Annotated in this window: 18 protein-coding genes; 6 read left to right on the top strand and 12 right to left on the bottom strand. The window is 67.6% G+C overall.

Annotation, left to right across the window (positions count from 1 at the left end; genetic code table 11):
- Positions 1-3: 3 nt before the first annotated feature.
- From OEJ36_RS09025 to ybaK, 3 genes are read right to left on the bottom strand one after another with little or no spacing between them, the layout of a single operon-like run.
- Complete coding sequence (locus OEJ36_RS09025; RefSeq protein ID WP_263401221.1) at positions 4-795, bottom strand: substrate-binding periplasmic protein; 792 nt, start codon at positions 793-795, stop codon at positions 4-6.
- Between the two features lie 39 nt (positions 796-834).
- A complete protein-coding gene (gene glpK, locus OEJ36_RS09030; protein WP_021222790.1) occupies positions 835-2,331 on the bottom strand; it encodes a glycerol kinase GlpK in 1,497 nt (498 codons plus the stop codon).
- 29 nt (positions 2,332-2,360) lie between these two features.
- Positions 2,361-2,831 carry a Cys-tRNA(Pro) deacylase gene (gene ybaK / locus OEJ36_RS09035; protein ID WP_021222791.1) on the bottom strand — a complete coding sequence of 157 codons (471 nt, stop codon included), beginning with the start codon at positions 2,829-2,831 and terminating at the stop codon, positions 2,361-2,363.
- Between the two features lie 106 nt (positions 2,832-2,937).
- Between ybaK and OEJ36_RS09040 the strand changes: the two genes are divergently transcribed.
- Positions 2,938-3,696 (top strand): DeoR/GlpR family DNA-binding transcription regulator, encoded by a 759-nt coding sequence (locus OEJ36_RS09040; RefSeq protein WP_263401222.1) that lies wholly within the window; start codon positions 2,938-2,940, stop codon positions 3,694-3,696.
- Between the two features lie 138 nt (positions 3,697-3,834).
- Complete coding sequence (gene glpD / locus OEJ36_RS09045) at positions 3,835-5,361, top strand: glycerol-3-phosphate dehydrogenase (RefSeq protein WP_263401223.1); 1,527 nt, start codon at positions 3,835-3,837, stop codon at positions 5,359-5,361.
- Positions 5,362-5,578: 217 nt separating this feature from the next.
- Here the strand turns inward: glpD and OEJ36_RS09050 are convergent, their stop codons facing one another.
- Positions 5,579-6,571: an alpha/beta fold hydrolase gene (locus OEJ36_RS09050; protein ID WP_263401224.1), complete on the bottom strand. Its 993-nt coding sequence runs from the start codon at positions 6,569-6,571 to the stop codon at positions 5,579-5,581.
- A gap of 374 nt (positions 6,572-6,945) precedes the next feature.
- Here OEJ36_RS09050 and glyA point away from each other — a divergent pair, with 374 nt between their 5' ends.
- The gene (gene glyA, locus OEJ36_RS09055) at positions 6,946-8,202 is read left to right on the top strand and encodes a serine hydroxymethyltransferase (RefSeq protein WP_263401225.1); all 1,257 of its coding nucleotides are present in this window, start codon (positions 6,946-6,948) and stop codon (positions 8,200-8,202) included.
- A 56-nt stretch (positions 8,203-8,258) separates the two neighbouring features.
- On the opposite strand, the gene metE is transcribed toward glyA, so the two are convergent.
- On the bottom strand, positions 8,259-10,547 hold the full coding sequence (metE, locus tag OEJ36_RS09060) for a 5-methyltetrahydropteroyltriglutamate--homocysteine S-methyltransferase (RefSeq protein WP_263401226.1): 2,289 nt from the start codon (positions 10,545-10,547) through the stop codon (positions 8,259-8,261).
- Between the two features lie 109 nt (positions 10,548-10,656).
- Here metE and metR point away from each other — a divergent pair, with 109 nt between their 5' ends.
- On the top strand, positions 10,657-11,574 hold the full coding sequence (gene metR / locus OEJ36_RS09065) for a transcriptional regulator MetR (RefSeq protein WP_263401227.1): 918 nt from the start codon (positions 10,657-10,659) through the stop codon (positions 11,572-11,574).
- A 126-nt stretch (positions 11,575-11,700) separates the two neighbouring features.
- Here the strand turns inward: metR and OEJ36_RS09070 are convergent, their stop codons facing one another.
- From OEJ36_RS09070 to OEJ36_RS09080, 3 genes are all read right to left on the bottom strand, one after another.
- On the bottom strand, positions 11,701-12,783 hold the full coding sequence (locus tag OEJ36_RS09070) for a bifunctional transcriptional activator/DNA repair enzyme AdaA (protein ID WP_263401228.1): 1,083 nt from the start codon (positions 12,781-12,783) through the stop codon (positions 11,701-11,703).
- 128 nt (positions 12,784-12,911) lie between these two features.
- Positions 12,912-14,234: an APC family permease gene (locus tag OEJ36_RS09075; RefSeq protein ID WP_263401229.1), complete on the bottom strand. Its 1,323-nt coding sequence runs from the start codon at positions 14,232-14,234 to the stop codon at positions 12,912-12,914.
- Positions 14,235-14,348: 114 nt separating this feature from the next.
- Positions 14,349-15,164, bottom strand: a complete 816-nt coding sequence (locus OEJ36_RS09080) for a carbon-nitrogen hydrolase family protein (protein WP_263401230.1) — start codon at positions 15,162-15,164, stop codon at positions 14,349-14,351.
- Between the two features lie 151 nt (positions 15,165-15,315).
- Between OEJ36_RS09080 and OEJ36_RS09085 the strand changes: the two genes are divergently transcribed.
- A complete protein-coding gene (locus OEJ36_RS09085) occupies positions 15,316-16,104 on the top strand; it encodes a helix-turn-helix transcriptional regulator (protein WP_263401231.1) in 789 nt (262 codons plus the stop codon).
- A gap of 171 nt (positions 16,105-16,275) precedes the next feature.
- Here the strand turns inward: OEJ36_RS09085 and OEJ36_RS09090 are convergent, their stop codons facing one another.
- The 4 genes from OEJ36_RS09090 to OEJ36_RS09110 form a co-directional block, all read right to left on the bottom strand.
- The gene (locus OEJ36_RS09090; protein WP_263401232.1) at positions 16,276-17,586 is read right to left on the bottom strand and encodes an NAD(P)/FAD-dependent oxidoreductase; all 1,311 of its coding nucleotides are present in this window, start codon (positions 17,584-17,586) and stop codon (positions 16,276-16,278) included.
- Between the two features lie 110 nt (positions 17,587-17,696).
- Positions 17,697-19,061, bottom strand: a complete 1,365-nt coding sequence (locus tag OEJ36_RS09095; RefSeq protein WP_263401233.1) for a glutamine synthetase family protein — start codon at positions 19,059-19,061, stop codon at positions 17,697-17,699.
- Between the two features lie 589 nt (positions 19,062-19,650).
- Positions 19,651-20,187: a hypothetical protein gene (locus tag OEJ36_RS09105; RefSeq protein WP_043246146.1), complete on the bottom strand. Its 537-nt coding sequence runs from the start codon at positions 20,185-20,187 to the stop codon at positions 19,651-19,653.
- A 67-nt stretch (positions 20,188-20,254) separates the two neighbouring features.
- Positions 20,255-21,148: a LysR family transcriptional regulator gene (locus OEJ36_RS09110; protein WP_263401235.1), complete on the bottom strand. Its 894-nt coding sequence runs from the start codon at positions 21,146-21,148 to the stop codon at positions 20,255-20,257.
- An 88-nt stretch (positions 21,149-21,236) separates the two neighbouring features.
- On the opposite strand from OEJ36_RS09110, the gene OEJ36_RS09115 reads away from it, so the two are divergent.
- On the top strand, positions 21,237-22,166 hold the full coding sequence (locus OEJ36_RS09115) for a DMT family transporter (protein WP_263401236.1): 930 nt from the start codon (positions 21,237-21,239) through the stop codon (positions 22,164-22,166).
- Positions 22,167-22,224: the final 58 nt, after the last annotated feature.

A 22,224-nucleotide genomic window follows, 5' to 3' on the forward strand; every position in this document is an offset into this window, starting at 1 on the left:
AACTCAGGGCACCGTCACGCCGTAGCTGCGCATCAGCGCTTCCAGGCGGCCCGAGGCGCGGTAGCGCTGCAGCCCGGCCTCGAACAGCGCGTTATAGCGGGCGCTGGTCTCGATGGCCGGCGAGAAGGCCAGGTAGATGGGCACGTCCGGGGCGCGGCAGCCCGCCGACTGCAGGCGGTCCTGCTGGCGGGTGCGGGCCAGCAGGTTCTCCATCACCCAGCTGTTCTCCACCGTGGCGTCGAGGCGGTCGAAGCGCACCTTCTCCACGTTCATCTCCAGCGCCTGCTCGCCGGAAACCACCTGCACCCGGTCACCCTTGGCGCGGTGCATGCGGATGTAGGCGTCGATTTCCTGGCCATAGCTGTAGCTGTTGATGGTGCCCAGGCGCACCTGCGCCAGCGATTCCAGCCCCTGGTAGCGCCAGGGCGCGCCCTGGGCGACGTAGAAGCACATGCGCGAGATGCCCGGCGCAGTGGGCGTGTAGAGGAAGTCAGGGGCATCCTGGATGCCGGCGCCTATCACCGCGTTGAGCTTGCCGGTGCGCGCGTCGCTGATGGCCCGCGCCCAGTTGATCACCCGGTACTCAACCTGGATGCCGGCCTCGGCAAAGATATCCCGCGCTAGCTCGACGAAGATGCCGGGCTTGGCCGACTCGGGCGCGCAATTGATGGGGCACCAGATATCCCCGGCAATGACCAGGGTCTCGGCCCGCACGGGGCCGATGGCGAGAAGGGCGAACAGGCCGAGAACCAGCCTGCGCCATGGTCGATGAACACGTGCATCCCTGACAGCCACGTCGAACTCCCTGTGTTGCTTACAGCTCCAGTGTGCAGCTTACGCCTCGGAGGCCTCGCTGCGTACCCGCTGGACGGCATCCAGCCATCCGTCGTAAAGCTTGGTCCGATGCGCAGTCGCCATGTGCGGGGTGAAGCGCTGCTGGCGGTGCCAGTGCCGGGCGATCTCGTCGAGGTCGCGGTACAGCCCCGCCTTCAGGCCCGCCAGGTAGGCCGCGCCCAGGGCCGTGGTTTCGGTCACCTCGGGGCGTTCCACCGCCACGCCGAGGATATCGGCGAGGAACTGCATCACCCAGTTGTTCTCCACCATGCCGCCGTCCACCCGCAGCGCGCTGGGTGCGGCAGCGCCGTCCTGGCTCATGGCCTCCAGCAGGTCGCGGGTCTGGTAGCAGACCGATTGCAGGCCGGCGGTGACGATCTCCTTGATCCCGGTGTCGCGGGTCAGGCCGAAGATGGCGCCACGGGCGCGCGGATCCCAGTAGGGGGCACCCAGGCCGGTGAAGGCCGGTACCAGGTACACGCCGCAGGCATCGCCGGTCTGCTCGGCCAGGGCCTCGGTGTCGCGGGCATGGCTGATCAGCTTGATGCCGTCACGCAACCACTGCACCGCTGCGCCGGCGACGAAGATGCTGCCTTCCACCGCGTAGGTGACCTTGCCGTCCAGGCGATAGCCAACGGTGGTGAGCAGGCGGTTGCGCGAGGTCACGGGCGTCTCGCCGGTGTTCTGGATCAGGAAGCAGCCGGTGCCGTAAGTGCTCTTGACCATGCCCGGCTGGAAGCAGGCCTGGCCGATCAGCGCGGCCTGCTGGTCACCGGCCATGCCCAGCACCGGGATGGCCGCGCCCAGCAGCGGCGCCTCGGTGGTGCCGAAGTCGGCGGCGCTGTCGAGCACCTCCGGCAGCAGGCTGGCGGGGATCTCGAACAGCTTGAGCAGCTCCTCGTCCCACTGCTGGGTGTGGATGTTGAAGAGCATGGTCCGCGAGGCGTTGGTGGCATCGGTGCGGTGCGCCTTGCCGCCGGTCAGGCGCCAGAGCAGGAAGCAGTCCACGGTGCCGAAGCGCAGCTCGCCCTGTTCCGCGCGGGCGCGGGCGCCCGGTACGTTCTCGAGAATCCAGCGCAGCTTGGTGGCGGAGAAATAGGGGTCGATCAGCAGGCCGGTGCGACGGGCGACTTCGTCTTCGTGGCCGGCCTCCTTCATGGTCGAGCAGTAGTCGGCGGTGCGGCGGTCCTGCCAGACGATGGCCGGGTGGATCGGCGTGCCGGTGGCGGCGTCCCACACCAGGGTGGTCTCGCGCTGGTTGGTGATGCCGATGGCCGCGATATCCGCAGCCGGCATGCCGCTCTTCTGGATCGCCTCGCGGCAGACCTTGAGGGTGGTCAGCCAGATTTCCTCACCGTCGTGCTCGACCCAGCCGTCCTTGGGGAAGTACTGCTTGAACTCCTGCTGGGCGCGGGCCACGGGCAGACCCTGGGCGCTGAAGACGATGGCGCGACTGCTGGTCGTGCCCTGATCGATGGCAAGTAGGTACTGGGCCATATGCAGGCTTCCTTGTTGTTATGGGGGCGTCACTCGCGGCCGATCGCCGCGAACTGCGCCTGGGTGTGCTGGGCCAGGGTGTCCGCACTCAGTTCCACTTCCAGGCCGCGCCGCCCGGCGCTGACGTGGATGCTCGGGTGCGCCCGGGCCGATTCGTCGATGAAGGTGCGCAGGCGCTTCTTCTGCCCCAGCGGGCTGATGCCGCCCACCAGGTAGCCAGTGGCGCGCTGGGCCGCATCCGCCGCCGCCATGTCCACCTTCTTGGCCCCGGCCGCATGGGCCAGCGCCTTGAGGTCGAGGGTGCCAGCCACCGGCACCACGGCCACCAGCAGCTCACCCTTCTCGGTGGCCGCCAGCAGCGTCTTGAACACCCGCGCCGGGTCCAGGCCAAGCTTCTCCGCCGCTTCCAGGCCATAGGAAGGCGCCTTGGGATCGTGGGTGTAGCTGAGCACCTTGTGCTCGGCCTTGGCTTTCTTCAGCAGATCGATGGCAGGGGTCATGTTCGATTGTGAAAACAGGAGGGCGAATTGGGCGTACCTTAGCTGAAAAGTCGCCGTTCGGCAGCACGTCGCTATAATGCGCGACAAAAATCCGGAAGCCGTTCCCATGACCTTGGCTCCTCGCCAGCAGGAAATCCTCGACCTCGCCCGCGACCGTGGCTACGTCAGCATCGACGAGCTGGCCCAGGCCTTCGCCGTGACCCCGCAAACCATCCGCCGCGACATCAACCAGCTGGCCGAACAGGGCCTGCTGCGGCGCACCCACGGTGGCGCCGCCAGCGAGTCGTCGAGCATCCAGAACACCGCCTACGCCATGCGCGCCGGGCAGATGCGCGACGAGAAGCAGCGCATCGCCGAAACCGTGGCGGCGCTGATCCCCGACCACGCCTCGCTGTTCATCAACATCGGCACCACCACCGAAGCCATCGCCCGCGAACTCATGGGCCACAAGGGCCTGAAGGTCATCACCAACAACCTGCACGTGGCCGCGCAACTGGCCGACCGCGCGGATTTCGAGGTGCTGGTGGCCGGCGGCACGGTGCGCAGCGACGGCGGCATCGTCGGTCCCTCGGCGGTGGACTTCATCCAGCAATTCAAGGTGGACTACGCCATCGTCGGCATCAGTGGCATCGACGATGACGGCAGCCTGCTGGACTTCGACTACCAGGAAGTCCGCGTCTCCCAGGCCATCATCGACAACGCCCGCCAGGTGCTGCTCGCCGCCGACTCCAGCAAGTTCGGCCGCAACGCCGTGGTGCGCCTGGGCTCCATCGCCCTGGTGGACCGCGTGATCACCGACCACGCGCCCTCCCCCGCCCTGGCCCGCCTGATGGCCGAGCACAAGGTCCACCTCGACCTGGTCTGAGCCGCGCCAGCACGCCCCTCCTTTCGTCGCCCACCCGCTCGCAGCCGCGCATGCGGGCTGGCGGTTTCATGCGTATTCGACTAGCATTTTTCGGAAACGAACATTCAAAGTTCACTTTCGACTTACGGTGCCGCCTGCATGAACCCTCCGATGAGCCGCCAATCGCCCATTTCCGAAGTCTATGACCTGGCCGTCGTCGGTGGCGGCATCAATGGCGTGGGCATCGCCGCCGATGCGGCCGGGCGTGGGCTGTCGGTTTTCCTTTGCGAAAAGGACGACCTCGCCCAGCACACCTCCTCCGCCAGCAGCAAGCTGATCCATGGTGGCCTGCGCTACCTCGAGCACTACGAGTTCCGCCTGGTGCGCGAAGCCCTGGCCGAGCGCGAAGTGCTGCTGGCCAAGGCCCCGCACATCGTCCGCCCCATGCGCTTCGTCCTGCCCCACCGCCCGCACCTGCGCCCGGCCTGGATGATCCGCGCCGGCCTGTTCCTCTATGACCACCTCGGCAAGCGCGAGAAGCTGCCGGGCTCCCGTGGCCTGAAGTTCGGCGCCGGCAGCCCGCTGAAGGCGGATATCGCCCGCGGCTTCGAATACTCCGACTGCTGGGTCGACGACGCCCGCCTGGTGGTGCTCAACGCCATGGCCGCCCGCGAGAACGGCGCGCACATCCACACCCGCACCCGCTGTGTCAGCGCCCGCCGCAGCAAGGGCCTGTGGCACATCCACCTGGAACGCGCCGACGGCACCCTGCTGTCGATCCGCGCCCGCGCCCTGGTCAACGCCGCCGGCCCCTGGGTGGCGAAGTTCATCAAGGACGACCTCAAGCAGAAGTCGCCCTACGGCATCCGCCTGATCCAGGGCAGCCACATCATCGTGCCCAGGCTGCACGACGGCGAGCACGCCTACATCCTGCAGAACGAGGACCGCCGCATCGTCTTCGCCATCCCCTACCTGGAACGCTTCACCCTGATCGGCACCACCGACCGCGAATACCAGGGCGACCCGGCCAAGGTGGCGATCAGTGCCGAGGAAACCACCTACCTGCTGGACGTGGTCAACCGCCACTTCAAGCAGCAGATCAGCGAGAAGGACATCCTGCGCACCTATTCCGGCGTGCGCCCGCTGTGCGATGACGAGTCCGACGACCCTTCGGCCGTCACCCGCGACTACACCCTGTCGCTGGAAGCCCACCCGGGCGAAGCGCCGCTGCTCTCGGTGTTCGGCGGCAAGCTCACCACCTACCGCAAGCTCGCCGAGTCCACCCTGGCCCAGCTGGCGCCGTTCTTCCCCAACGCCAAGCCGAGCTGGACCGCCAGCCAGCCGCTGCCCGGTGGCGAGCAGATGAGCAGCCAGGCCGAGCTGGCCGAAGCCCTCTGCGCCCGCTTCGGCTGGCTGCCCGACAGCCTGGCGCGGCGCTGGGCCGGCACCTATGGCAGCCGTACCTGGAAGATGCTGGAAGGCGTGCAGAACCTCACCGACCTGGGCGATCACCTGGGCAGTGGCCTGTACGCTCGTGAAGTGGATTACCTGTGCCGCGAAGAATGGGCCACCGGCCTGGACGACATCCTTTGGCGCCGCACCAAGCTCGGCCTGTTCATGACCCCCGGCCAGCAGGAACGCCTCGCCCAATACCTGCTCAACCGCCCCAAGGCCGACGCCGCCTGATCCTGAAGGCCAGCCACACCATCACGCCGTAGGGTGGGCCGGGCGGCGTTCCGCTTCAGCCCAGCAACAACGACGCGATAAACGGACCCGGGAAGAAATGGTCATTCCGCAGGTAGCCCGGGCTTCAGCCCGGGGAGCCTGGCACGAAATGGGAGATGACCGTGGGACGCCTATTGGTGGGCTGAAGCCCACCCTACTCCCCCCTCCAGCGATGAGCTCACAGCTGCGCCACGTGCCCATCCACCTGCCGATGGGCCAACAGGTGCGGCAGCACTGCCGCCAGCAGGGGCTCCTTGAAGGCCTCCTGGAAGCGATGGGCCAGCCCCGGGATCAGCTTCAATTCCGAACCCTTGATATGCGCCGCCACGTGCACGCCATGCATCACTGGCAGCAGCGGGTCGGCGGTGCCGTGCACCACCAGGGTCGGCACGCTCAGGCGGTTGAGCATCTCCACGCGGCTCGGTTCGGCGAGTATCGCCAGCATCTGCCGCTGCACGCCCTCGGGGTTGAAGGCACGGTCATAGGCCCGCGCGGCCTGCTCCAGCAACTGCGTGCGATCGTCCGCCACATCCGGGCTGCCCAGGGCGGCCAGCAGGTCGGCCTGCTGCTCCAGCGCCACCTCGCGGCTCGGCGCCTCACGACGGGCCAGCAGGGCGATCAGCGCATGGCTCGGCGCCGGTAGCCCCTGGGCGCCGGAGCTGGTCATCACCAGGGTCAGGCTCAGCACCCGCTCCGGGGCGATATCGGCCACATGCTGGGCGATCATCCCGCCCATGCTCGCGCCCAGCACATGGGCCTGGCGGATATGCAGGGCGTCCATCAGGCTCAGCGTGTCACCGGCCATGTCACGCAGGCTGTAAGGCGCCTGCACGGGGAAGCCCAGGCGGTAGCGCAACGCTTCGTAGGTCAGGTTGGCGGCCGGCTCCGGGTGGCTCCAGGCAGACAGGCCGACGTCGCGATTGTCATAGCGGATCACCCGGAAACCCTGCTCGCAAAGGGCCGCCACCACCTCGTCGGGCCAATGGATGAGCTGGCCGCCCAGCCCCATGATCAGCAGCAGCGCCGGGTCCTTTTCATCGCCGATGCTCTGGTAGGCCAGCCGCACTTCGCCCAGGTGCACGGTCTCCGTCGGTACCTGCGTATCGCAGCGCGCGGAGGCAAAAGCGGGCAGGCCGCAGAGCAAGGCGGCGAGAAAAATGAAAAGACGCATGATGAAAATCCAGAACGCAAAACCCCAGTGAAACGCGATTCTGATGAATCTCTTTCGTGCGCACTGCCACAGAACCGTGACAGTTTCATGAAGGGCGCCCAACGGTCGTTGCGGGCCTCTGCAATGGCCTTCCCAGAAGCCTTGTAGCGCTTCCGTTACGGCGTAACGGCAACGCTACAGGCGCTGCAGGCCCGGGCTGACGGGAGTCAGACTGCAGCGGGCGCGGCCGGGTTCGCCCTGTTGTAGCGAAATCCCTACAGCCGCTTCGCCGCATCCCACCCCGAATATCTCCAACCCGTTGATAACCCTGTATTTATTGCCCCTGGCACCGCCCTTGCTATCCCTTGTTCCAGGACCATGACCGAGGATTTCCCATGTTCAGCAAGCACGACCAGATCCAGGGCTACGACGACGAACTCTTCAGTGCGATGCAGGAAGAAGAACAGCGCCAGGAAGACCACATCGAGCTGATCGCCTCCGAGAACTACACCAGCCAGCGGGTGATGGAAGCCCAGGGCAGCGGCCTGACCAACAAGTACGCCGAGGGCTACCCGGGCAAGCGCTACTACGGTGGCTGTGAATACGTCGACAAGGTCGAGCAATTGGCCATCGACCGCGCCAAGGAGCTGTTCGGCGCCGACTACGCCAACGTCCAGCCGCACTCCGGCTCCTCCGCCAACTCCGCCGTCTACCTGGCCCTGCTCAATGCCGGCGACACCATCCTCGGCATGAGCCTGGCCCACGGTGGCCACCTCACCCACGGCGCCAAGGTGTCGTCTTCCGGCAAGCTGTACAACGCCGTACAGTACGGCCTCGACACCCGCACCGGGCTGATCGACTACGACGAGGTCGAACGCCTGGCCGTGGAGCACAAGCCGAAGATGATCGTCGCCGGCTTCTCCGCCTATTCGAAGACCCTCGACTTCCCGCGCTTCCGCGCCATCGCCGACAAGGTCGGGGCGCTGCTGTTCGTCGACATGGCCCACGTCGCCGGCCTGGTCGCTGCCGGTCTGTACCCCAGCCCGCTGCCCTACGCCGACGTGGTCACCACCACCACCCACAAGACCCTGCGCGGCCCGCGCGGCGGCCTGATCCTCGCCCGCAAGAACGAGGAGATCGAGAAGAAGCTCAACTCCGCCGTGTTCCCCGGCGCCCAGGGCGGCCCGCTGATGCACGTGATCGCCGGCAAGGCGGTGTGCTTCAAGGAAGCGCTGGAGCCCGGCTTCAAGACCTACCAGGCCCAGGTGATCAAGAACGCCCAGGCCATGGCCCAGGTGTTCATCGAGCGCGGCTTCGACGTGGTGTCCGGCGGCACCGACAACCACCTGTTCCTGCTGTCACTGATCAAGCAGGGCCTGACCGGCAAGGACGCCGACGCCGCCCTCGGCCGCGCCGGCATCACCGTGAACAAGAACGCCGTGCCCAACGACCCGCAATCGCCCTTCGTCACCTCGGGCGTGCGCATCGGCACCCCGGCCATCACCACCCGTGGCTTCAAGGAGCCGCAGAGCATCGAACTGGCCGGCTGGATCTGCGACATCCTCGACCACCTCGGTGATGCCGACGTCGAGGCCCAGGTGGCCAAACAGGTCGCGGCCCTCTGCGCGGACTTCCCCGTCTACCGCGGCTGATCCCCGCCCATGAAAAAGGCGGCCCGAGGGCCGCCTTTTTCGTTACCACGCCCTGCTCAGGCGAACTGCGCGCGCAGCTGCCGCGCCGCCGCCACCATGTTCACCAGCGCCGCTTCGGTCTCCGGCCAGGCGCGGGTCTTCAGGCCGCAATCCGGGTTGACCCACAGGCGCTCGGCAGGGATGCGCTCGGCCGCCTTGCGCAGCAGGCCGGCCATCTCGGCGCTGTCCGGCACGCGGGGCGAGTGGATGTCGTAGACGCCCGGGCCGATCTCGTTGGGGTAGGCGAAGGCCTTGAAGGCCTCCAGCAGCTCCATGTCCGAGCGCGAGGTCTCGATGGTGATCACGTCGGCATCCATGGCAGCGATGGACTCGATCACATCGTTGAATTCGCTGTAGCACATGTGGGTGTGGATCTGGGTCTGGTCCGCCACGCCTGAGGCGCACAGGCGGAAGGCCTCGGTGGCCCAGTCCAGGTAGCCCTGCCACTGGCTGCGGCGCAGCGGCAGGCCCTCGCGGAAGGCCGCCTCGTCGATCTGCACGACGCGGATGCCCGCCGCCTCCAAGTCCACCACCTCGTCGCGGATGGCCAGCGCCAGCTGCCGGGCCTGCTCCTCGCGGGTCAGGTCCTCGCGGGGGAAGGACCACATCAGCATGGTCACCGGGCCGGTGAGCATGCCCTTCATCACCTTGTTGGTCAGGCCCTGAGCGTAGCGGATCCAGTCCAGGGTCATGGCTTTCGGGCGGCTCAGGTCACCGAAGATCACCGCCGGCTTCACGCAACGCGAACCGTAGCTCTGCACCCAGCCGAAGCGGGTGAACAGGTAGCCGTCCAGCTGCTCGGCGAAGTACTCCACCATGTCGTTGCGCTCCGCCTCGCCGTGCACCAGCACATCCAGGCCGAGCTGCTCCTGCACCTCCACCGCGTGGCGAATCTCGCTGTGCATGGCCTCGGTGTATTCGGCCGCCGACAGCTTGCCCTGCTTGAAAGCCTGGCGCGCCAGGCGGATCGACGCCGTCTGCGGGAAGGAGCCGATGGTGGTGGTGGGGAACAGCGGCAGGTCAAGGTGCGCACGCTGCTGGCGGATGCGTTCGGCGAAGGGCGAGCGGCGCTGGCTGTGGGCCGGCTCGATGGCTGCCAGGCGTGCCTGCACCGCCGGTTTGTGGATACGCGGCGAGCGCGCACGGTCGGCCTGCACGGTGCGGCTGTGGGCCAGGGCGGCCAGCACCTCGGGAGCTTCCGGCTCGTTCAGGGCACGGCCGAGGATGGCGACCTCGGCGCACTTCTGCACGGCGAAGGCGAGCCAGTCCTTGAGTTCGCCATCGAGCTTGTCCTCACGGCCCAGGTCCACCGGGCTGTGCAGCAGCGAGCAGGACGGCGCCACCCACAGGCGCTCGCCCAGGCGTTCATGGGCGTGCCGGAGCACATCCAGGGCCTTGTCCAGGTCGCAGCGCCAAACGTTGCGGCCATTGACCAGGCCCAGGGACAGCACCTTGTAGGCCGGCAGGCGGTCGAGGATGGTCGGGTACTGCTCCGGGGCGCGCACCAGGTCGATGTGCAGGCCGTCCAGCGGCAGGCTCGCGGCCAGGCCGAGGTTGTCTTCCAGGCCGCCGAAATAGGTGGCGATCAGCTTCTTCAGCGGCTCGCGCTGCAGCAGGTTGTAGGCCCGCTCGAAGGCGCTCTTCCACTCCTGGGGCAGGTCCAGCACCAGGATCGGCTCATCAATCTGCACCCACTCCACGCCCTGGGCGGCCAGGCGCTGGAAGATCTCCCCGTACACCGGCAACAGGCGATCCAGCAGGTCGAGGCGGTCGAACTCAACGCCCTTGGCCTTGCCCAGCCACAGGTAGGTCAGCGGGCCGATCAGCACCGGCTTCACCGGGTGGCCCAGGGCATGGGCCTCGTCCACCTCCTCGAACAGCTGCTCCCAGCTCAGCTGGAACTGCTGGTCAGCGGTGAACTCCGGCACCAGGTAGTGGTAGTTGGTATCGAACCACTTGGTCATCTCCTGGGCATGGGCGCCGCCGCAGCAACCACCGGAAACGCCACGGGCCATGGCGAACAGGGTATCCAGGCCGGGCTTGCCGCTGTGGGGGCGGAAGCGCTCGGGAATCACCCCGAAGCTCAGCGAGTGGGTCAGCACCTGGTCATACCAGGCGAAGTCGCCCACCGGCAGCAGCTCGATGCCGGCGTCCTTCTGCAGTTGCCAATGGGTGGCACGCAGGTCACGGCCAACAGCGCGCAGCCCGGCTTCGTCGAGTTCACCTTTCCAGAAGGCTTCGAGGGCTTTCTTCAGTTCGCGGTCGCGACCGATGCGGGGGAATCCAAGACTGTGGGCCAGGGCCATGGCATGAAGCTCCATTGAGGTTGATGGCGCCATTGTCGACAGCCAGGCCTCCATGAGACAAACTCAACATTTTCTCGTTCGTCACAAATTCTGTTCATAGAGAATCGCCATGCTCGAGTTCCGCCACCTCAAGACCCTGCACGCCCTGCGCGAGGCCGACAGCCTGGTGGAGGCGGCGGAACGCCTGCACCTCACCCAGTCGGCCCTCTCCCACCAGTTCAAGGAACTGGAGGAACGCCTCGGCATGCAGCTGTTCGTGCGCAAGACGAAGCCGGTGCGCTTCACCAGTGCCGGCCTGCGCCTGCTGCAACTGGCCGACTCGCTGCTGCCGCAACTGCGCAACGCCGAGCGCGACATCGCGCGGCTGGCCGGCGGCACCGCCGGGCGCCTGCACATGGCCATCGAATGCCACAGCTGCTTCCAGTGGCTGATGCCGACCATCGACCAGTTCCGCGATGCCTGGCCGGAAGTGGAGCTGGACCTGGCCTCGGGCTTCTCCTTCGCCCCGCTGCCGGCCCTGGCCCGCGGCGACCTCGACCTGGTGGTGACCGCCGACCCCATCGACCTGCCCGGCATCACCTACGTGCCGCTGTTCACCTACGAAGCGCTGCTGGCGGTGGCCAACCAGCACCCACTGGCGGGCAAGCCCTACATGGTCCCCGAGGACCTGGAAACGGAAACCCTGATCACCTACCCGGTGGAACGCGACCGCCTGGACATCTTCACCCGCTTCCTCGAACCCGCCGACGTCGAACCGGCCCAGGTGCGCACCTCGGAACTCACGGTGATGATGATGCAGCTGGTGGCCAGCGGCCGCGGCGTCTGCTGCCTGCCCAACTGGGCACTGTACGAGTACAGCTCGCGGGGCTACGTCACGGCCAAGAAGCTCGGCGAGAAATCCCTCTACGCCACCCTCCACGCCGCCATCCGCTCGGACATGCTCGACGCCCCCTTCATGCGCGACTTCCTGCTCACCGCCAAGGACACCTCCTTCGCCACCCTTGAAGGCGTCAGCGCCGCGCGTTGACCCGCAGGCATGTGCCCACCCCGTAGGAGCGAATTCACTCGCCAAGCAGTGCGCAGCTCCGCCAGCAGCTTCGCGAGCAGAGCTCGCTCCTACAAGGAAAAATGTGCCAGCCACGTAGCCCGGGCTTCAGCCCGGGACCGCGCGCCCCATCCGCCGCTCATGCTCGATCAGCCAGCGTTTGCGCCACAGCCCGCCGCCGTAGCCGGTGAGGGAGCCGTCGGAGCCGATGATGCGGTGGCAGGGAATGACGATGGCGATCTGGTTGGTGCCATTGGCGCGGGCCACGGCGCGCACCGATGAGGGCGAGCCGATGGCGCGGGCCAGGTCGGCGTAGCTGCAGGTGATGCCGAAGGGGATCTCGCGCAGGGCCTGCCACACGCTGCGGGTGAAGGCCGAGGCGCCCATGGCCAGCGGCGTGGCGAAGACCACCGGCTCGCCGGCGAAGTAACGCGAAAGCTCCGCCTCGATCTGGTCGATGGGGGCGAAGCGGCCGAAGCCGATGCTGGTGCCGGTGCCGGTGAGCTTCTGCAGGTTCTTCAGTTCGTTGGCCAGGGCCGGCCGGTCGAAGAACTCCAGCAGGTGCAGGGATTGCGCATCCGCCACCGCCAGCATCACGCCCAAGGGCGTTTCCAGCCAGTCGGCCTTGAGCAGCTCGCGCCCGCGCAGCTGCGACGGCGGCTCGCCCAGCAGACGGGTGAAGGCGCTGCGGAAGCCGCTGTCGGAATCGAAGCTGGCAGTCACCTGGGCGTCCACCACCCGCGCCCCGGCGGAGAGCTGGGCCAGGCCCTGGCCGATGCGGCGCAGGCGGGCCATCTCGAGGAAGGTCACGCCGAAGTGGCGCTTGAAGGCACGGCGTACCGTGGACGGGTCATGGCCGAGGGCGACCAGGTCGCCTTCCAGCCAGCGCCGCTCCTGATCCTGCTCCAGCAGCGCGATCAGTTCCTTGACCAGCGGCTCCTGGGCGCCCACTTGGTCCAGCGGGCGGCAGCGCAGGCAGGGGCGGAAGCCCGCCTCGACACAGGCCTTGATGCTGCCAAAGAACACCGAGTTCTCCCGCTTGGGCTTGCGCGCGGCGCAGGTCAGGCGGCAGAACACCCCGGTGCTCTTGACCCCGACGAAGGCGAAGCCCTCATAGGCCGGGTCGCGCTCCAGCAGCGCCTGGTACAGGGTCTCGTCATCGGGTAGCGAATCGAACAGCGGGGCATCCATGGCCGGCTCCGGAACCGTGGGAAAAAGAGCGCCCACTTTATGCCAGGAAACCGACCTTTGCCGCCTCGGATCGGGCGTCTATTCCGCCGAGCGGGCGAGCACGGTGCCCGCCCTCCCCGGCGCGGCCGTCAGGCCTCTTCGAAGTGCAGTTCCGGCGGCTGGCGACGGAAGCCGCCGGTGAGCCAGGCGAGGTAGATCACGCCCAGGGCCAGCCACGACAGGCCGAGGATGATGGCCAGGTGGTCAAGGCTGATCATCAGCCACAGGGTGGAAACCATGCCGATCAGCGGGCAGACCACGAACAGCAGCGCCTCGCGCGGGCCGCGTTTATCGCTGCGCAGCCAGTAGTGGAAGATCACCGACAGGTTCACCAGGCTGAAGGCCAGGAAGGCGCCGAAGTTGATGAAGGAGGTGGAGGTGGTCACGTCCATCTCCAGCGCCAGCAGGGCCACCACACCGCACAGCACGATGCTGCCCACCGGGGTGCCGAAGCGCTCGCTGAGGCGACCGAACAGGGATTGCGGCAGCACGCCGTCGCGGCCCATGGCGAACAGCAGGCGCGAGGCGCTGGCCTGGGCGGAGAGGCCCGAGGTGAACTGGCCGACGATCAGGCCGATGAGGAAGACCGACACGAACACATCACCACCGATGTTGCGGGCGATCTCATAGGCCGCCGAATCCGCGCTCTGGAACTCGATGGACGGGTGCGCCAGCTGCACGAAGTAGGAGGTGAGGATGAAGATCAGGCCGCCGACCAGGGTGATCAACAGGATCGCCTTGGGGATGGTGCGGCTCGGGTCGCGGGTCTCTTCGGTGAGGGTGCTCACCGCGTCGAAGCCGAGGAAGGAGTAGCAGGCGATGGCCGCGCCGCTCATCACCAACGGCAGGTTGAGCCCCTCGCCGACGAAGGGCGCCAGGGACCACAGCGGCTTGCTGGCATCGCCCAGCACGTAGTGCGCGCAGAGCGCGACGAAGGCCAGCAGCACCAGGAACTGCACCAGCATCAGCGCGCCGTTGATGTTCTTCGCCAGCTTCAGGCCGACCACGTTGATGGCCGTGGTGACGCCGATGAAGGCCAGCACCCAGATGGCCTGGGGCACAGCGGGGAAGGCCGAATGCAGGTAGGCCGCGCCGATCAGCCAGATGGCCATGGGCAGGAACAGGTAGTCCAGCAGCACCGCCCAACCGGCGAGGAAGCCCAGCTTGGGGCTGATGGATTTGCGCACGTAGGTGTAGGCCGAGCCGGCCACCGGGAAGGCTGCGGCCATCCGTGCATAGCTAAGCGCGGTGAACAGCATGGCCAGTGAAGCGGCCACATAGGCGGCGGGAACCAGGCCCTGGGTGACGTCGGCGAGGATGCCGAAGGTGCCGAGGACGATGATCGGGGTCATGTACGCGATGCCGAACAGCACCACGGACCCCAGCGACAGGGTGCGCTGAAGACGAGCCATTACTGCTACTCCGAATTGTTGGTTGTTATGGCAGAGCCGAAGTCGGCGAAGGTGGAGCGACCGCCCAATGCAGGCGGCAATGCGGGCGCCTCGGGGGCGCCCGTCAAATCAGGGTCAGGGAATCAGCAGCTCGCGGCGGCCGTCGGCGTGCTCGCACATCTCGCCCGGCAGCACCATGCGGCGGTCGTCGAGGTAGCGGTAGTCGCTGCGCGCGGCGGCGATCTGGCCGAGGTCCAGCTCGATGATCTGCCGGCACTCCTCGCGCCCGGCTTCCAGCAGCAGGCGGCCGAAGGGGTCGACCACGGCGCTGCCACCGGCGAACACCAGGTCGCCATCGCCCTCGCCCACGCGGTTCACCATCACTGCGAAGGCCTGGTTCTCCATGGCACGGCCCATGATCGCGGTGCGGTGGGTGGGGCCGTAGGGGTCCATGTTGCCGTTGGTGACGATGATCAGCTCCGCGCCTAGCTGGCCGAGGGCGCGGGCGCTCTCGGGGAATTCGATGTCGAAGCAGATCAGCAGGCCCACGCGCACGCCCTTGAACAGGCAGGTGGCGTAGCGGTCACCGGGGGTGAAGATGCCGCGGTCCGAGGCCCAGAGGTGGGTCTTGCGGTATTTGAGGGCGATGCCTTCGGGGGTGATCAGCAGCGTGGTGTTGTAGTAGGTGCCGGCGTCGTTCTCGGCCACGCCTATGGCCACGGCGACGTCGCGCTCGCGGGCGGCGCGCTGCACGGCCTGGACGGTGGGGCCATCCAGCGGCTCGGCGACGGCGGCGATGTTCTCGCGGGTGGGGAAGCCCATCAGGTGGGTTTCCGGGAACACCACCAGATCGGTGCCGGCGGCGCAGGCGGCGATGGCTTCCAGGGCGCGGGCGAGGTTGTGGGCGGTATCGCCGTCACGACCGGCCAGCTGGACGAGTTCGACCTTCATGGGGACTCCTGATTCTTGTCTTGGCACGAGACCTGATTGCGCAAACCGGTCAGAATGCGCGCTGCGTCGGTCCCGGGTGTTCCCGAAGTATGGAACCGCCGACGCTTCCGGTGAAATTACGCCCGCGTGGTAACCCATCAGGGGTAGAAGCATGACGTTGAGCCTTCAGGACATCGCCTGGCACCGCTCGGTGGGGCAACTGATCGAAGCCCTGGACGCCCCGGGCTTCTGGGTCGCCCTGGTGCGCACCCTCGGCCAGTACGTGCCCCACGACAGCTGGGTGGCGCTGCTGTTCAGCGAGGGCCGGCCCCAGGTGTTCGCCGAATGCCCGGGCGAGGACGGTGAGCCGGACCTGCTGTTCCAGGACTACCTGGACGGCCTCTACCTGCTCGACCCCTTCTATATCCACAGCCGCGAGAGCACCCGGGGCGGCCTGCTGCGCCTGGCCGACGTGGCGCCGGAATGCTTCGAGCAGACGGACTACTACCAGCGCTACCACCGCCTCAATGTGGTGGCCGACGAACTGCAGTTCAACGTGACGCTGGAGGGCGGGCGCACCCTGTGCCTGTCCCTCGGCTCCCGCCAGGGCTTCACCCCGGAGCAGATCGCCCTGCTGAGCCTGGTGGAACCCTGGGTGACGGCACTGATGCGCCAGCGCCTGGCCTTCGAGCGCGAGCTGCTGACCCGCGCGCCGCAACCGGCGCCGAACTGGGAAGTGCAACTGGAACAGGTGGGCCAGCAGGTGGAAAGCGCCCTCACCGCCCGCGAACTGGAAGTGGCCCGGCTGATGCTCAGCGGCTGCTCCAGCAAGGAAGTGGCGCGCAAGCTGGCCATCTCGGCGGAGACGGTGAAGGTCCACCGCAAGCACATCTACGCCAAGCTCGGGATCAAGTCGCAGTCGGAGCTGTTCTCGCTGTTCCTCAAGGCGCAGCGGGGGTAGAGCGCGGCGAAATCCATGCTGCGCAATGGCGCTCCCGGGCGAATGAATTCGCCCCTACAGGTGCGCCATGAAGCACCGTAGGTTGGCGCCGAGCGCAGCGAGGCCCAACGTGCCCTGGTTCAGTCTCGTACCGTTGGGCTTCGTGACCTCAGCCCAACCTACCGATGCAACTCAGCGCAGCTTCTCCAGCATCTGGTAGTACCACATGCCCACGGCGAGCATGGGGTTGCCGAAGACGTCGCCCATGGGAACCTTGATGTGCGAACAGTCGGCGAAGGTGTCGTAGTGGCCGAGGCTGCCGGTCATGGCCTGGGCCATGATCTCGCCCATGATGTGGGTGGTGGCGATGCCGTGACCGGAGTAGCCCTGGCAGTACCAGACGTTGGGCGAGAGCTTGCCCAGTTGCGGGATGCGGTTGATGACGATGCCCATCGCGCAGCTCCACTGGTAGTCGATCTCGATGCCCTTGAGCGCCGGGAAGGTGCGTTCGATGGCCGGGCGCAGCTCGCCGGCGATGTCCCGCGAGTCACGCCCCGAGTAGTTGGCGCCGCCACCCAGCAGCAGGCGCTTGTCGGCGGTGAGGCGGTAGTAGTCGAGCACGAAGCGGCAGTCGTAGACGGCCAGGTCCTGGGGGTTGATGCGGTCGGCCAGCTCGCCCAGCGGGCGGGTGGTGACGATGCCGCCCATGGCCGGGAAGATCATGCCCTTGAGCTTCTTCGGCTCCAGCTTGTGGTACACGTCGCCGGCCAGCAGCACCTGGCGGGCGTTGATGCGGCCCTGGGCGGTGACCACCGCCGGGCGCTCGCCGTGGACGATCTCCAGCACCTCGGAATGCTCGAAGATCATCGCCCCCAAACTCTCCGCCGCACGGGCTTCGCCGATGCACAGGTTGAGCGGGTGCAGGTGCATGTTGCGGGTGTTCTTCAGCGCGCCCAGGTACAGGTCGCTCTCTAGGTGCTGGCGCACGCCGGCGGCGTCGAGCAGGGTCACCTCGTCCCCCATGCCGCGGCGCTGGGCCTCCTCGAAGGATTCGCTCAGCTCGTCCATATGGGCCGGCTTCATCGCCGCGTGCAGGTGGCCGTGCTTGAGGTCGCAGGCGATGCCGTATTTCTCCACCCGGCTCTTGATGATCGCGTGGCCGCGCCAGCGCAGGTGCCAGATGAAGTCGTCCACCTCCTCACCCAGGCGCTTGCGCATCTGCTTGCGCATGGCGGCGTCGCCCGAGAGGCTGCCGGTGACCTGGCCGCCGTTGCGCCCGGTGGCGCCCCAGCCGATCTTCTTCGCTTCCACCAGGGCGACCTTGAGGCCGCGCTCGGCCAGCTCGACGGCGGTGGCGACGCCGGTGAAGCCGCCGCCGATGATCACCACGTCAGCCTCCACCGTGCCCTGCAGGGTGGGGTAGTCGGTCTCGGAATTGAGGGTGGCGGTGTAGTAGGAGGCGCAGCGCTCGGCGCTGGGCGTGGTCTTCAATGCGACATTCATTTCGGTTCCTGCAAGGCCCTCGGGGGCCTTCTCTGTACGAATTCGGTTTTCCTGCTGGATGCAGCAGAACAGCCGCCGCCCCGCACACGCGGAGGCGGCTTGGCCGGGCATCAGGCCTGGTTGAGGTACCAGCGCCAGTCCTGCTCGCCCACTTCGGCCATGAACTGGCGGTACTCGGCGCGCTTCACCGCGAGGTAGACGCCGAGGAACTCCGGCCCCAGGGCCTCGCGCGCCCAGCTGGAGTTCTCCAGGGCCTGCAACGCGGTGAGCCAATCGGTGGGCAGCAGCTCCTTGGCCTGTGCATAACCATTGCCCTCCACCGGCTCGCCCGGGTCGATCTCGTCGCGGATGCCGCGGTGAATGGCGGCGAGGATGGCGGCCGCCGCGAGGTAGGGGTTGGCGTCGGCGCCGCAGATACGGTGCTCGATGTGGCGGGTGTAGGCCGGACCTCCGGGCACGCGCAGGCTGACGGTGCGGTTATCCACACCCCAGGTGGGCGCCAGGGGCGCGTAGCTGTTGGCCTGGAAGCGGCGGTAGGAGTTGGCGTTGGGGCAGAACAGCAGCAGCGAATCCAGCAGGGAGGCGAGCATGCCGCCGACGGCCAGGCGCAGTTGCGGGGTGCCGGCCGGGTCTTCGCTGGCGAACAGGTTGCGGCCTTGCGCATCGGCCAGGCTGACGTGCATGTGCATGCCGGTGCCGGCCAGATGATCGAAGGGCTTGGCCATGAAGCAGGCCTGCATGCCGTGGGCGTTAGCCACGCCCTTGACCAGGCGCTTGTAGCGCACGGCCTGGTCCATGGCCTCCAGCGCGTCGCCGTGTTCCAGGGTGATTTCAACCTGGCCCGGCGCGTATTCGGAAATGGCGGTACGGGCGGGAATGCCCTGGGCCTTGCAGGCCGCATAGAGGTCGGCGAGGAAGGGCTCGATCTGCTCCAGCTCGCGCAGACCGTAGACCTGGGTGGTGCGCGGGCGGCGGCCGTCGCCATCCAGCGCCGGTTGTGGGCGGCCCTGGGCATCGGGCTTCTGGTCCAGCAGGTAGAACTCCAGCTCGCAGGCCATCACCGGGTGGAAGCCATCGGCCTTGAGGCGCTCGATCACTTCGATCAGCACGTGGCGCGGGTCGGCGATGGCGGCGGGCATGCCTTCGCTCGGGTGCATGCTGACCTGCACGGCGGCGGTGGGCATGCGGCGCCAGGGCATGCGCACCAGGCTGCCGGCCAGCGGGTAGGCGCGGCAGTCGATGTCGCCCACGTCCCAGACCAGGCCGGAGTTCTCCACGTCGTCGCCATTGAGGGTGAGGCCGAGGATGGTGCTCGGCAGCGGCCGGCCACTCTGGTACACGGCGAGCAGCTCATCGCGGTGCAGCAGCTTGCCCCGTGGCACGCCGTTGGCATCGAGGATGAACAGCTCGAAGGCGTCGATATCGAGGTTCTGGTCGAGAAAGTCTCGGGCTTCCTGCTCTGTGGCGAATTTCATCTGGCTCTCTTCAGCGCCACGACGGGCGCAGGTGATGATCCCGGGCAAGGCCATGCAAACAATGTGCAGCCGTGCGTTCGGGAACGGATCGTCATCAAGGTAGGCCAGTTTCCGCAGTGGGAACCGGCCGGCGATCAGAAGGGAGCAGCGTCCGGCGGGCGCGCGTGGCGGCAGTGCCAGAGGGCCCAGAAGGCCAGTTCGAGGGGAAGGGAGACGCTGGGTTGCCCCGGCCACCGGCGCTCGCACCGCAGACCGCGCCCTGCCGGTGCGGCGAGGGGCTCGGGTGGTGCAATCAGTGGCGGGGGAAAACCCATTGTGGAACGCCTGGATATGGAATGGCACGAGCCTCGCACGCCGCCAAGGGTGCTTAAAATCCAGTTTTTCCTATCTATTGTTCAGCTGGCGCTAAACAAAGAGCGAAGAGGGTGCGCACGACCTGCAGGGGCGAATTCATTCGCCCGGGGGCCGTAGAGCGGCCCTTTCCACAGCCTGGGCTCGCCCTGCTGTTGTGGGAGCGGTTTCAACCGCGATGGCACTAGGCACAGGCCCGATCGCGAATGAATTCGCTCCTACAGGCGAGCATCCAGCCTCAGTCGTCGTCCTGCGCGCCTTTCATGGACTCATAGACTTCCACGGCATCGATCTGCAGCTCATCGGCCAGTTCCAGCACACGGGCCACGTCCTGCTTGTAGACCAGCACGGCCTGGAGGATGTCGTCTTCCATCGGGTCGCTGAAGCCCACCAGCACATAGCCACCCTTTTCCGGGTAGAGGGCGCTGAGCTGCACCTGGATGCGGTGCATGGCGCGCAGCGGGTCGACCTTCTTCAGCTGCTTGGGCTGGATGTTGAAGGTCACCTCCGGGCCGAAGGAGTCGATGATCTGCTGCAGCAGGTCCGGGTAGTCGTCGGCGTGGAAGAGCACGGTTTCCGGCAGGCTGCCGACCACCACCCACTCGCCCAGGGGAATGGTGAAGCTGTCGTCGTAGTTGATGTCCGGGTTGGCGGCGAGGAAGGCTTCGGGATCGGCGAAGGCTTGGCTGGCTTCGTCGGCGATCGTGTCGATTTCTTCTGCCGACATGCAGCCCGAGCTGATTTTGGTGATGAGTTCGATCAGCTGCGTTTTCATCTGGAAAGGGTCCTGCGGGTGGGAAAGGCGTGAAGGATATAGGCAAGTCGCCCGGCCGGCCATTTGATCAGCCCAGCGCGCCCTGGCGTTGCAGGCGGCGGGCGTTGGCGAGGAAGGCCTGCGCCGCCGGGGAGGCCACGCGCTGGTCCGGCAGCGCCAGGCCGACGCGGCGACGCACCGGCGGCTCCAGCGGCAAGGCCACGTAGCCCCGCGCCTGCCCCGGGCGTGGCGGCGGCAGGGCCAGCTCGGCGACCAGGGTGATGGCCCTGCCCGCCTCCACCTGCGCCAGGGTGCTGATCAACTGGGCACTGCGGTAGCGGATGCGCGGCTGCAGGCGGGCGGCGTTGAACAGCCGGGTGACCAGGGGCGCGGAGCCGGCCTCGGTCATGATGAAGGGGTCGTCGCAGAGCGCCTCCAGGGCCACGCTGTCACGCTCGGCCAGGGCATGGCCGGCGGGCAGCAGAGCGACGAGCTGGTCCGCCACCAGCTCCAGGGTGTCGAAGCGCTCCTCGGGCAGCACCACGAAGCCCAGGTCGATGCGCCGGTCCTGCAGCCACTGGATCACCTGCAGGTCCGGCCCCTCGTCGATGTGCACCTCGATGCCGGGATGCTCCTCGGCGAAGGCCGCCAGCAGCGGCGGCAACAGGCGCAGGGACGAGGTGGGACCGAAGGAGCCGATGCGCAGGGTGCCACGGCGCAGGCCCCGGGCGTCGCTGGCCTCCTGGGCCATGGTTTCCGCCAAGCCGAGGATCTGCCGCGCCCGCACCAGCAGCGACTGGCCGATATCGGTGAGTTCGAAGCCGGCCTGGTGGCGCTGCACCAGCTCCACGCCCAGCTCCTGCTCCAGCGCCTTGATGGCGTGGGACACAGCGGACTGGCTGATGGACAGGCGCAGCGCGGCGGCAGTGAAGCCACGCAGTTCGGCGACCAGGGCGAAGATTTCCAGCTGGGTGAAGGTCAAGGCCGGCTCCATGAGCGATCCCTCATTTCCCTATGAATGAGGATTAGCAAAATCATATGCACTCACCCTTGCCGCCGAAAGCACTCCAATGAAACCCGACGCTCCCGCCACGCCTACCCCGGCCAGCGCCGCCAACCCGCTGGTCTACCTCAAGCTCACCGCCGTCGCCTTGCTCTGGGGCGGCACCTTCATCGCCGGGAAGCTAGCGGCCCAGGCCGTCCCGCCGCTCAGCGCGGCCACCGGGCGCTTCGCCGTGGCGGTGGCCCTGCTGCTGGTGCTGGCCTGGAAGGTGGAGGGTGGGCTGCCGCGCCTGGACCGGCGCCAGCTGGCGATCACCTTCTGCCTGGGGCTGACGGGGATTTTCCTCTACAACCTGTTCTTCCTCGGTGCGCTGTCGCGCATCCCCGCCGGCCGCTCGGCACTGTTCGTCGCCCTCAACCCCATCGTCACCGCGCTGGCCCTGGCGGCGCTGTTCGGCGAACGCCTGGGTGCGCTGCGTTGGGCCGGCATCGCCATCGCCCTGGCCGGGGCCGTGGTGGTCATCACCCGCGGCGCGCCGCTGGAGGCCCTGCACGACATCGGCCGCTCCCTGGGCACGGGCGAGCTGATGATGTTCGGCGCCATCAGCAGCTGGGCGGCCTACACCATCATCGGCCGCTTCGCCCTGCGCGGCCTCACGCCCCTGGCGGCCACCACCTGGGCGGCGCTCTGGGGCCTGGGCCTGCTGTTGTGCGGTGCGGCCTTCGAGCTACCGGGCCTGGACTGGAACCGCGTCACCTGGCCGGTGCTGGGCGCCATCGCCTACCTGGGCGCCTTCGGCACGGTGATCGGCTTCGTCTGGTACTACGAGGGCGTGCACGCCATCGGCCCGGCGCGCACGGCGGTGTTCAACAACCTGGTGCCGGTGTTCGGCATGCTGCTGGCCGCCGGCCTGCTGGGCGAACCCATACTCGCCTCGATGCTGGTCGGCGGCGCATTGGTGATCGCCGGGGTGAGCCTGACCAACCGGGTGCGCTAGCAGAGGCGCCACGTACCACCCAGCGCATGCACCCGCCCCTCTCGCCCGGCCGACCGAG

Origin of the sequence: Pseudomonas sp. PDM13 (assembly GCF_025685765.1) — a bacterium.
Classification (GTDB): Bacteria; Pseudomonadota; Gammaproteobacteria; order Pseudomonadales; family Pseudomonadaceae; genus Metapseudomonas; species Metapseudomonas solani.

Excerpts from the sequence above, each read along its gene's own strand:
- OEJ36_RS09080 (WP_263401230.1), bottom strand. The coding sequence starts at position 15,164 with ATGAAGGTCGAACTCGTCCAGCTGGCCGGTCGTGACGGCGATACCGCC.
- OEJ36_RS09115 (WP_263401236.1), top strand. The coding sequence starts at position 21,237 with ATGAAACCCGACGCTCCCGCCACGCCTACCCCGGCCAGCGCCGCCAAC.
- OEJ36_RS09090 (WP_263401232.1), bottom strand. The coding sequence starts at position 17,586 with ATGAATGTCGCATTGAAGACCACGCCCAGCGCCGAGCGCTGCGCCTCC.
- ybaK (WP_021222791.1), bottom strand. The coding sequence starts at position 2,831 with ATGACCCCTGCCATCGATCTGCTGAAGAAAGCCAAGGCCGAGCACAAG.
- glpK (WP_021222790.1), bottom strand. The coding sequence starts at position 2,331 with ATGGCCCAGTACCTACTTGCCATCGATCAGGGCACGACCAGCAGTCGC.
- metR (WP_263401227.1), top strand. The coding sequence starts at position 10,657 with ATGCTCGAGTTCCGCCACCTCAAGACCCTGCACGCCCTGCGCGAGGCC.
- OEJ36_RS09095 (WP_263401233.1), bottom strand. The coding sequence starts at position 19,061 with ATGAAATTCGCCACAGAGCAGGAAGCCCGAGACTTTCTCGACCAGAAC.
- OEJ36_RS09105 (WP_043246146.1), bottom strand. The coding sequence starts at position 20,187 with ATGAAAACGCAGCTGATCGAACTCATCACCAAAATCAGCTCGGGCTGC.
- OEJ36_RS09040 (WP_263401222.1), top strand. The coding sequence starts at position 2,938 with ATGACCTTGGCTCCTCGCCAGCAGGAAATCCTCGACCTCGCCCGCGAC.
- OEJ36_RS09075 (WP_263401229.1), bottom strand. The coding sequence starts at position 14,234 with ATGGCTCGTCTTCAGCGCACCCTGTCGCTGGGGTCCGTGGTGCTGTTC.
- metE (WP_263401226.1), bottom strand. The coding sequence starts at position 10,547 with ATGGCCCTGGCCCACAGTCTTGGATTCCCCCGCATCGGTCGCGACCGC.
- glyA (WP_263401225.1), top strand. The coding sequence starts at position 6,946 with ATGTTCAGCAAGCACGACCAGATCCAGGGCTACGACGACGAACTCTTC.
- OEJ36_RS09050 (WP_263401224.1), bottom strand. The coding sequence starts at position 6,571 with ATGCGTCTTTTCATTTTTCTCGCCGCCTTGCTCTGCGGCCTGCCCGCT.
- OEJ36_RS09085 (WP_263401231.1), top strand. The coding sequence starts at position 15,316 with ATGACGTTGAGCCTTCAGGACATCGCCTGGCACCGCTCGGTGGGGCAA.
- OEJ36_RS09070 (WP_263401228.1), bottom strand. The coding sequence starts at position 12,783 with ATGGATGCCCCGCTGTTCGATTCGCTACCCGATGACGAGACCCTGTAC.
- glpD (WP_263401223.1), top strand. The coding sequence starts at position 3,835 with ATGAACCCTCCGATGAGCCGCCAATCGCCCATTTCCGAAGTCTATGAC.